The 9,555-nt window shown below is 73.2% G+C and carries 7 protein-coding genes; 6 read left to right on the top strand and 1 reads right to left on the bottom strand.

The window, feature by feature from the left end; translation table 11 throughout:
- Window positions 1-995 precede the first annotated feature (995 nt).
- The 5 genes from OG294_RS36245 to OG294_RS36225 all read left to right on the top strand — a co-directional run bounded on the left by OG294_RS36245 (window position 996) and on the right by OG294_RS36225 (window position 6,050).
- Window positions 996-1,463 (top strand): VOC family protein, encoded by a 468-nt coding sequence (locus tag OG294_RS36245; protein ID WP_327070807.1) that lies wholly within the window; start codon window positions 996-998, stop codon window positions 1,461-1,463.
- The gene (locus OG294_RS36240) at window positions 1,460-2,413 is read left to right on the top strand and encodes a hypothetical protein (protein WP_327070806.1); all 954 of its coding nucleotides are present in this window, start codon (window positions 1,460-1,462) and stop codon (window positions 2,411-2,413) included. The genes OG294_RS36245 and OG294_RS36240 overlap by 4 nt, the downstream gene beginning before the upstream one ends.
- A 40-nt stretch (window positions 2,414-2,453) precedes the next feature.
- Window positions 2,454-3,497: a zinc-dependent alcohol dehydrogenase family protein gene (locus OG294_RS36235; protein ID WP_327070805.1), complete on the top strand. Its 1,044-nt coding sequence runs from the start codon at window positions 2,454-2,456 to the stop codon at window positions 3,495-3,497.
- A gap of 71 nt (window positions 3,498-3,568) precedes the next feature.
- Window positions 3,569-5,131 carry an acetolactate synthase large subunit gene (locus OG294_RS36230; protein ID WP_327070804.1) on the top strand — a complete coding sequence of 521 codons (1,563 nt, stop codon included), beginning with the start codon at window positions 3,569-3,571 and terminating at the stop codon, window positions 5,129-5,131.
- 31 nt (window positions 5,132-5,162) lie between these two features.
- Window positions 5,163-6,050, top strand: a complete 888-nt coding sequence (locus OG294_RS36225) for an NAD(P)-dependent oxidoreductase (protein ID WP_327070803.1) — start codon at window positions 5,163-5,165, stop codon at window positions 6,048-6,050.
- A 72-nt stretch (window positions 6,051-6,122) separates the two neighbouring features.
- Here the strand turns inward: OG294_RS36225 and OG294_RS36220 are convergent, their stop codons facing one another.
- A complete protein-coding gene (locus OG294_RS36220) occupies window positions 6,123-7,355 on the bottom strand; it encodes a cytochrome P450 family protein (protein ID WP_327070802.1) in 1,233 nt (410 codons plus the stop codon).
- A 554-nt stretch (window positions 7,356-7,909) separates the two neighbouring features.
- Here OG294_RS36220 and OG294_RS36215 point away from each other — a divergent pair.
- Window positions 7,910-9,484 carry a class I adenylate-forming enzyme family protein gene (locus OG294_RS36215; protein WP_327070801.1) on the top strand — a complete coding sequence of 525 codons (1,575 nt, stop codon included), beginning with the start codon at window positions 7,910-7,912 and terminating at the stop codon, window positions 9,482-9,484.
- Window positions 9,485-9,555: the final 71 nt, after the last annotated feature.

The raw sequence follows: 9,555 nt of genomic DNA, 5'->3' as shown, positions 1-9,555 counted from the left end.
GATCCCGGCAAGCGGGAGCGGGCACGGAAAAATGCGGCAGGACGAAATACCCGTGGGAGACGCTCCGGCACGCTGCCGGAATACGTGTCCTGCCGACCCCTGCAGGGCATGCCTCGAAATCACCTGGCCGACCGGGTCGGCGGCGTTCGAAGTGTGCCCAGGAAACCGGTGGCACCGGCAAGAGACCGCAGTGCCACCCACCCCAGCGGACTGGGCAGATCCCGCTACGACGTCCGGAACTTCATCGTGGCCCCCCTGTCAACTTCCGCCCGACAGAACAAGCGCCTGCTGCCCCGCGGCCCCATCCCCGAGCCGCCGCACCGCAGTCAAATCCTTACAAGCTCCCCGTCTAAAGCGAGCCTAGCCCGAGCACCTGGCCAGATGCAATGAAAACTGGTGACGTGTGATCAACATGATGACGATACTTGCCAGTCGGGCACATGGTCGGGCACATGACAGTAACCCGGCGCCCGTCGCACCCCGCGAGGAGCCGACCTCGTACCCGCCAACTCCCCTTCGTACACGCCTTGATGAGTGATGCGACCCGCACTCCCCAGGTGGGACGCATCGACTCCCGGCCGCCGACCGCCCTGGTGGGCAAGCCCGCGCAAGGGAATGCTTGCGACGAGCGGGCAACCCGACAATGATGGCCGCGGGGGATCCCGATGACCCGCCATGCGTGTGCCCGGACCCGTGGCCGCCATCCCGAGTCGTCGATCTGTCGATCCGTCAGATGCGGTACATACCAATCACTTCGGCGCTGTCATCGGCGACCACCACGATGGCGTCGCCGACTGGACCAGCGTCCGCCGGGAAAGCGACTTCGATATTGCCGGCGCGGGCCCGTGGGGTTGCTCGGCGCTTACGGCCGGGCAACCGCCGAGACTGCCACACCCGCGGACCGAGCAGTCCAACGGCTTACCAGACGGGACCCGCCATGCCATCAACGACCGGCCCCGGCCAGTCGCGCTGACACCCGGAAGGAAGACTCTGCCATGAATCAGCTGGTCACCCCGCGCATCCACCACCTGGGTGTGCAGACCGCGGACCTCGACAACTGCCTTGCCTGGTACCTGGAGTTCTTCGACGCCGAGCAGAAGTGGGAGCTGGACACGTTCTCCGAGCTCACCCTCAGCCGGCTGCCCGGGATCCGCCGTCTGATCGAGGTCGCCGCCGGTGACCTCCGCTTCCACCTCTTCGACCGCGCGGACCACGACGGCGTGCTGCCCGACGAGCGCGGCTTCCAGTTCCAGCACGCCTGCCTGCAGGTCGCCGAGCCGCAGGACCTCGAAGCGGCGCGCCGGCGCTGGATCGAGCTGTACGAGTCGGGCCGCTACACCTTCGCCCGGCCCGACCTGCCCACCGAGATCGTCGTCGACTCCGACGGGGTCCACAGCCTCTACGTCTTCGACGTGAACGGCCTGGAGTACGAATTCACCTTCGTGCCGGAGGGCGACCGGTGAGCGGCTCGGGCGATTCCCTGCTCGCCGAGCAGACCGGGATCGGTGACTGGGACTTCGGCGACTTCCCCTACGGGCTGGAGCCGCTGGCGATGCCGGCGGCGGGCCACTCGCGGGCCACCGGCGCCACCCCGCCCGCGACCCTGTCCTGCGACCGCGACCTGACCCTGCTGCAGCTGCGCTTCCTGGCGGACGGCCGCCCGCTGGACCTGCCAGAGTCCACCCAGGAGCGCTCCGCCGACCAGCTCTTCTGGTTCCGCTGGATCACCGGCCACCAGGTCACCTTCCTCATCTGGCACCTGATGGGCCGTCTGATCGAGCAGGCCGGCCCGCAGCAGGAGCCGGAGCCGGCCGCGTTCGCCCGGCTGGAGGCCTACGCCTACGGCTACTGCGCGATGCTGCTCTACACCGGATCCTGCCCGCTCGACCTCTACCAGGACCTGATCAGGCCGCGGATGTTCCTCCAGCACCGCAGCTTCAGCGGCGCCTGGGCCTCCGACTACGCCCCGGTGCGCGGCCTGTTCCGGGGCCGCGGCCTGGCCCGGGGCAGCACCCCGCAGGCGGCCCGGCTGGCCCAGGCCGTGGAGACCAACAAGGTGATCCACGACGGCATCGCCGCCCGGCTGGTGCCCGGCGGCAAGTCGCTGCTGCAGCAGGCCATGCTGGGCCCGGCCGTGCGCCCCTCGGAGCGCACCGCACTGCTCTACGACAACTTCTTCATGACGCTGCGCGCCCCGGTGGACGAGGACGCCATCACCAGTCAACTGCTCCGCAGACTGCGGGCGGTGGCCCTCGACGTCGCCGCCAACGGCCTCTACCCGCTCGGCCTCGGCGGCGGGGAGCTGCCCGAGGAGCTGCGCCGCGCGGAGGTGACCGCCTGCGAGGAGCGGGTCGGCCTGACCCTGCACGAGGTCGGCGCGGCCTGCGTCGCCGACCCGCTCCCCTACCCGTGACCCGTGACACCTACGAGCAGCCGAGGAGAGGAGCGTCCGGATGCGCGCCGCCGTCTTCCAGGCCCCGCACGACATCCGCGTCGAGGAGGTGCCGGACCCGGCGGTCCGGCGGCCGGGTGACGCGGTGGTGCGGGTCCTGCTGTCCTGCATCTGCGGCACCGACCTGTGGGCCTACCGCGGCGTGGCCGACCGGCAGGCGGGCCAGCGGATCGGCCACGAGTTCCTCGGGGTGGTCGAGGAGATCGGCCCCGAGGTGACGGCCCTGGCCGTCGGCGACCTGGTGGTGGCACCCTTCGTCTGGCTGGACGGGGTGTGCGACTACTGCGCCGAGGGCCTGAGCACCTCGTGCGAGCAGGGCGGCTACTGGGGGGCACCGGGCGCCGACGGCGGGCAGGGCGAGGCGGTGCGGGTGCCGTACGCCGAGCGGACGCTGGTGCGCCTCCCGGCCGAGGCGGCCACCGACCGGCGGCTGCTCACCGCGCTGCTCACCCTGTCCGACGTGCTGGGCACCGGCCACCACGCCGCGCTCGGCGCCGGGGTGCGCCCCGGCTCGACGGTGGCGGTGGTCGGCGACGGCGCGGTCGGCCTGTGCGGCGTGCTCGCCGCCAAGCGACTGGGCGCCGAGCAGATCATCATGCTGGGCCGCCACCAGCAGCGCACCGACATCGCCCGCCGCTTCGGCGCCACCGACGTGGTCCCCGAGCGCGGCGAGGCCGCCGTCGAGGCGGTGCGCGAACTGACCCGCGGCCAGGGCGCCTGCGCCGTGCTGGAAGCCGTGGGCAGCGAGCAGTCCATGGCCACGGCGGTGCACATCGCCCGGGCCGGCGGCTCGATCGGCTACGTGGGCGTGCCGCACGGCAGCACCGCGGGCCTGGACCTGGAGCTGCTCTTCGACCGGAACATCGCGCTGCGCGGCGGCGTCGCCCCGGTGCGGACCTACATCCCGCAGCTGCTGCCGGACGTCCTCGCCGGAACGATCGACCCCTCTCCGGTCTTCGACCTCACGGTCGGCCTGGCGCAGCTGCCGCAGGGCTACCGGGCGATGGACGAGCGCACCGCCCTGAAGGTCCTGATCGAGCGCTGAGCCCTCGACGAACGGCGCTGGGAGCAGCGCACCGAACGCACCGAACGCACCGAACGGAAACGAACGTGACAATGAGCGGCACCACCGGCGCGCACGCCGTCCTGCGGACCCTCGTGGACGGCGGCATCGACGTCTGCTTCAGCAATCCGGGCACCTCCGAGATGCACCTGGTGGCCGAGATGGTGGCCACACCCGAGATGCGCCTCGTGCTCTGCCTCTTCGAGGGGGTGGCGACCGGCGCGGCCGACGGCTACGGCCGGATGGCCGAGAAGCCCGCGGCCACGCTGCTGCACCTCGGCCCCGGGCTCGGCAACGGGGTGGCCAACCTGCACAACGCCCGCCGCGCCGGCACCGCGCTGGTGAACATCGTGGGCGATCACGCCACCTACCACCGGGCCTTCGACGCCCCGCTGAACTCCGACATCGCGGCGCTGGCCGGCGCGGTGTCGAAGTGGGTGGGCCGCCCGGAGAGCGCGGCGCGCGCCGGCGCCGACACCGCCGAGGCGATCGCCGCCGCCACCTCGGCCGTCGGCCACCTGCCGGGCGGGGTCGCCACGCTGATCCTGCCCTCCGACGTCTGCTGGTCGACGGGCGGGGCAGCCGCCCCCGTGCCCGCCCCCGCGCCCGCCCCGCTCGACGAGCAGGCCGTGGAGCGGGTCGCCAAGCTGCTGCTCGGCACCGAGGGCTGCGTGCTGCTGGTGGGCGGTGCGAACATGCGCCGCGCCGGGCTGAACGCGGCCGGCCGGATCGCCGCCGCCACCGGGGCCGACCTGCTGGCCGAGAAGTCCCCGGCCCGCCACGAGCGCGGCGCGGGCATCCCGCGGCTCGACCGCCTGCCCTACCCGAGGGACCTGGCCGCGGCCCGGCTGGCCGGCGCCCGGCACCTGGTGCTGGCCGGCGCGCGCTCCCCCGTGGCGTTCTTCGCCTACCCCGGCCAGCCGAGCACCCTGCTGCCGGACGGCTGTGAGGTGCACGACCTGGGCAGCGACCCCGCCGCGCTGGCCCGGCTGGCCGAGCTGGTCGCCCCCCGCACCGCCCCGGTGGTGGCCGAGGCCGAGCGCCCCGGCCTGCCCAGCGGTGAGCTGACCGCCGAGAAGGCCGCCGCCGTGCTCGGGGCGCTGATGCCGGAGGGCGCGATCGTGGTGGACGAGGCGATCACCTCCGACCAGTGGCTGCCCGAGTACACCGCGGGCGCGCCGGTGCACGACTGGCTGAACATCACCGGCGGCTCGATCGGCATGGGGCTGCCGGTCGCCACCGGCGCGGCCGTCGCCTGCCCCGACCGGCCGGTGATCAGCCTGGAGGCGGACGGCAGCGCGATGTACACCCCGCAGGCCCTGTGGACCCAGTCCCGCGAGGCGCTGGACGTCACCACCGTCATCTTCGACAACGCCTCCTACGCGATCCTGGACGGCGAACTGCGGCGCCTGGGCGCCTTCCAGGGCGCCGACGTCCAGCGCAGCAGGTCGCTGATCGACATCCCCGGGCTCGACTTCGTCGCGCTCGCGAACGGCATGGGCGTGCCGGCCACCCGGGCCCGCACCGCCGAGGAGTTCACCGCCCAGCTCCGCCGGGCGCTGGCCGAACCCGGGCCGCACCTGATCGACGCCGTGGTGCCCCCGGTCTCCTCGTGACCGGCGGCACCCTTCCCCCCGAGGAGGCAGCATGACGCAGCGCCCCACCTTCCGTCAGATCTCCGTCCTGCCCGGCGTCTGGCCCTCGGCCGACCTGCTCGCGGCGCTCGAACCGCTGAGCCAGGCACCGCCGCTGGCGCTGGCCGAGTGGCCGCCGGCCGGGCCGGCGGAGCAGGCGTTCCACCGCACGGACGCCCTGCTGGCGGGCTGGAAGGACGTCCTGGACGCCGAGCTCCTCGGCCGGCTGCCCGCGCTGCGCTACCTCGGCCTGCGCGCCACCACCACCGGCCGGGTCGACCTGGCGTACACCGAGCGGCACGGCATCACGGTGGCGCCGATCTACGGCTACGGCGACGCCGGCACGGTGGAGTTCGTCGTCGAGCAGCTGCTCGCGCACGCCCGGCACGGCCTGAAGGGCCCGCACCCCGGCGAGCTGACGGGCAAGCGGCTGGGGCTGGTCGGCTACGGCCCGGTGGCCCGCAGCGTGGGCCGGGTCGGCCTGGCGCTGGGCATGGAGGTGGCCTTCCACACGCCCACCCCCCGCAGCACGGGCGCGGCGGAGCCCCGCTGGGCGCCGCTGGCCGAGGTGCTGGGCGGCTCGGACTTCCTGTCCTTCCACTCCCCCGCCTACCGGCACGTGGTCACCCCCACGGAGCTGGCGCTGGTGCCCGCCACCGCCCTGGTGGTCGTCACCACGCTGGGCCTGCCGATGGCCGAACCCGCGCTGCGGCAGTGGCAGTCGCAGCGGGCCGGGCGCATCGTGCTGGACCTCTGCGCGGCCCACGCAGCGGCCGAGGAGACACTGCGGCTGCCCGGGGTCGAGGTGCACGACCTCTACGCGGCCCGCACCACCGAGTCGATCAAGCGCGCCGAGGCCCAGCTGGTGGAGAACCTCACCGCCGCGCTCCCCCGGCCGTAGCAGCCTGTGCAACGCCGTCGGCGGCACACCCCACGGGGTGTGCCGCCGTTCTGCGGTCTTCCTGGCGCCAGGTCAGCTCTCGGCCGGGCGCAGGATCACCGGCAGGGTCCGGTGCCCGTTGGTGATGAACGAGGCCAGCGGGATCAACTCCTCGTCGGCCAGCGCCATCTGCGGGAACCGCTCGAAGAGCGCGGGCAGCGCCACCGTGGCCTCCAGGCGGGCCAGCGCCGCGCCCAGGCAGAACTTCACGCCGTAACCGAAGGACACGTGCTCCTTGTTGGCCCGGGTGACGTCGAACTGCGCGGCGCTCTCGCCGTGCACCGTCGCATCGCGCCCGGCGGCCGCGTAGCCGACCAGGATCGCCTCGCCCTTGCGGATCAGCACGTCGCCGGCCTGGATGTCCTCCACCGCGAAGCGCAGCGGGATGTTCGCCACCGGGGCCTGGAGCCGCAGCGACTCCTCGACGACGTCGCTCCAGGTGGCCTGTCCGGAGCGGACCAGCGCCAGCTGCTCGGGGTGGCTCAGGAGCAGGTGGATGGAGTTGTCCAGCAGGTTGACGGTGGTCTCCAGGCCCGCGCTGATCAGCGCCATCAGGGTCTCCACCACCTCCTCCTGGCTGAGCGCGCTGCCGTCCTCCTCGTCGCGGACCGCGATCAGCGCGCTGGTCAGGTCGTCGCCCGGCTCCTTGAACTTGAGCGTGGCCAGCTCGACCAGGAGCCCGTAGAACCGCTCGCCGTTGGCCTGCGCGGCCTCCGGCGTGACGGTGGTGTCGAAGATCGTCTTCACGCAGACCCGCAGGTCGGGCATCCGCTCCTCGGGAACGCCGAGCAGGCTGCCGATCACCTGGATCGGGATCGCATAGGCGTAGCCCTCGCGCATGTTGGTGGCGGCACCGGCCGGGTTGGCCGCCAGCCCGTCCAGCAGCTCGGTGATGATGCCCTCGACCCGCGGGCGCAACGACTCGATCCGGCGGGCGGTGAAGGCGCCGGAGGCCAGCCGCCGCAGCCGGCGGTGGTCGGGGCCGTAGGCGGTGAACATGTTCTCGGCCGCCACCCAGACCATCAGCGACCAGTCCAGCGGGATCTCGCCGTTCTTGAAGGCGTCCCAGTGCTGCCGGGCGCTGCGGGAGACCAGCGGGTCGCCGAGCAGCTGCTTGACCAGTTGCTGGCTGCCCACCGCCCAGGCCTCCACGCCGCCGGGCAGCTCGACCTTGGCGACCGGCCCCTCCTTGAAGACGAGGCTGTTCTCGCCGTGGATGTCCTGACCACTGGGGTCCAACCGGTAGGGGCAGCGCGCTGTTTCCATCTTCGGTCTCCTGATGCGTTGTTCGGGTACAGCGGGAACGGTGATCTCGGGGCGCCGACGGCCGGGGTGGACCGGTCGGCAGCCTGATCGGCGCGCAGCTGGGGACGGGCCCGGATGCCGGGCCGACCTGCTTGCCCGGACGGGTGGTCGGCCGGCCGAGGGAGTGCCCGGCAGCCGGTCGCCGGGCCGCGGTGCGCGCGGGAGCCGGATGGCAGAGCGCCGCCGCGACGGGAAGGTGGCGGCAGGACAGGGGAGTTACGCGCGAATCATCTAAGCAGAATGCCGCCGGGAAGTCAGCGGTCCCCGATCGGGGTAGCCGATCGGGGCACCGGGGGGTGGCCGATCGGGTCCGCCGGTCGAGGCAGGGCTCCGACCTTCGGCTACGTCGTTCGCCCCTCCCGCCGGAGCCGGGTCCGCGGGAGGCTGAGAAAGATCGGCGTTCCGGCAAGGGCCCTGCGCCGATGGCGACTTCGGTGTGACCCCGGCACCATCCCGGCACGACCTCGGCACCACGACGGCACCACGACGACGACGGCACGACGATGGAGACCCAGATGACAGAGACGGGCAGCGCAGCGCAGCAGCCGTCGGCGGCCGACTGCTACGCCTTGGACATCCTGTCCGCGCTCGGCGCCGCCCCCGAGCGGGTGGCCGTGCACTGGCGCGGCCGGGAGGTCCGGGCCGGCGCGCTCGCCCGCTCCGTGGTCGACACGGTGCAGACGCTGCGCAAGCTGGGCATCGGCCCCGGCACCACGGTGGCCGTCCTGGTGGCGCCGAACAGCCCGCTGATGCTCACCGTGCGCTGGGCCACCCATCTGCTGGGCGGCGCGGTGATGTACGTGCGCGGCACCAACCCCGGCTCCACCGCCTACGTGCTCTCCGCCGACGAGCAGCTGCGGATCCTGTTCGACGCCACCGCGCAGGTGCTGTTCACCGACGGGGAGAACGCCGACCGGGCGGCCGAGCTGGCGCAGCGCGCTCCGGGCCGCTTCACGGTGGCCGAGGGCGACAGCGCGCTGACGGACGAGGGCGGCGTCGCCTCGGCCGCCGAGCTGGTCGCGGAGCTCGGCGAGCTGCCGGTGCGCGACCCGCGGCAGTACGCGCTGGTCTCGTTCAGCAGCGGCAGCACCGGCAAGCCCAAGGGCGTCTGCATCACCACGGCGGTCAACGACGCCCGGGCCCGCGCCCTGCCGGCCGAGCCGGGCACCCGCCTGCTGGTCGCCACCCCGCTGGCCTTCGTGGTCGGCGGGATCGCGGACGCGGTGCTGCTGGCCGACGGAGTCGTCGTGCTGCACGAGGGCTTCGAGGCGGTTGCGGTGGCGCGGGCCATCGCGGAGCACGGCATCACCCTGACCTTCATGGCCACCCCGCACGTCTACCAGACCATGGCGGCCGTGCAGGCCGAGGGCACCGACCTGGCCTCGCTCAAGGCGCTGATCTACACCGGCGTCGCGGCGGCGCCCGCGAAGCTGGCGGAGGCGGTCCAGGTCTTCGGCCCGGTGCTGGTGCAGATGTACGGCAGCACCGAGGCGGGCGCGGTCAGCATCCTGCTGCCCGACGGCCACTACGACCCGCGGCTGCGGGCCACCGTGGGGCGCCCGCTGCCCGGTGTGGAGATCAGCGTCCGTGACGCGGAGTCGGGCGCGGAGCTGCCGGCCGGGGAGACCGGCGAGCTGTGGGTGCGCTCCGGCAGCCTGCTGGACGCCTACCTGGGCGACCCGGCGCTCACCGCGCGGACGCTGCGCGACGGCTGGTTCCTGACCGGCGACATCGGACGGCTCGACGAGGAGGGCCTGCTCTCGCTCGCCGACCGGATCGCCGACGTGGTGAAGATCGACGGCGTCAAGATCTACCCGGCCGCGGTGGAGCGCGAGATCGCCACCCTGGCGGGCGTCGCGAACGTGGCCGTCTACGGGGTCCGGGACCTGGACAACCTGGAGCACGTGCACGCCGCAGTGGCTCTGAAGCCGCAGGCGCGGCTGAGCCACGAGGAGATCCGCGCGCACGTCGGCGCCGCGCTCTCCGCCGCCCACGCCCCCGAGGAGACCCGCTTCCTCGACGAACTTCCGCTCGGCGTCTCCGGCAAGCCGGACAAGCGACTGCTGCGTGAGCTCTACCCGATCGTCTGAGCCGGCCCCTATGGGCGGCCCCTCTGAACGACACCCCCTTCGCGAGCACCCGGCAGAGAGCGAGTTGAGAA

Origin of the sequence: Kitasatospora sp. NBC_01302 (assembly GCF_035976515.1) — a bacterium.
Taxonomy (GTDB): domain Bacteria; phylum Actinomycetota; class Actinomycetes; order Streptomycetales; family Streptomycetaceae; genus Kitasatospora.
Note: the sequence above shows the minus strand (reverse complement) of the source record. Positions and strands in the feature narration are given on the sequence as shown.

Bases quoted from the DNA above. Each gene is read 5' to 3' on its own strand.
- OG294_RS36245 (WP_327070807.1), top strand. From the start codon at position 996: ATGAATCAGCTGGTCACCCCGCGCATCCACCACCTGGGTGTGCAGACC.
- OG294_RS36235 (WP_327070805.1), top strand. From the start codon at position 2,454: ATGCGCGCCGCCGTCTTCCAGGCCCCGCACGACATCCGCGTCGAGGAG.
- OG294_RS36230 (WP_327070804.1), top strand. From the start codon at position 3,569: ATGAGCGGCACCACCGGCGCGCACGCCGTCCTGCGGACCCTCGTGGAC.
- OG294_RS36225 (WP_327070803.1), top strand. From the start codon at position 5,163: ATGACGCAGCGCCCCACCTTCCGTCAGATCTCCGTCCTGCCCGGCGTC.
- OG294_RS36220 (WP_327070802.1), bottom strand. From the start codon at position 7,355: ATGGAAACAGCGCGCTGCCCCTACCGGTTGGACCCCAGTGGTCAGGAC.
- OG294_RS36215 (WP_327070801.1), top strand. From the start codon at position 7,910: ATGACAGAGACGGGCAGCGCAGCGCAGCAGCCGTCGGCGGCCGACTGC.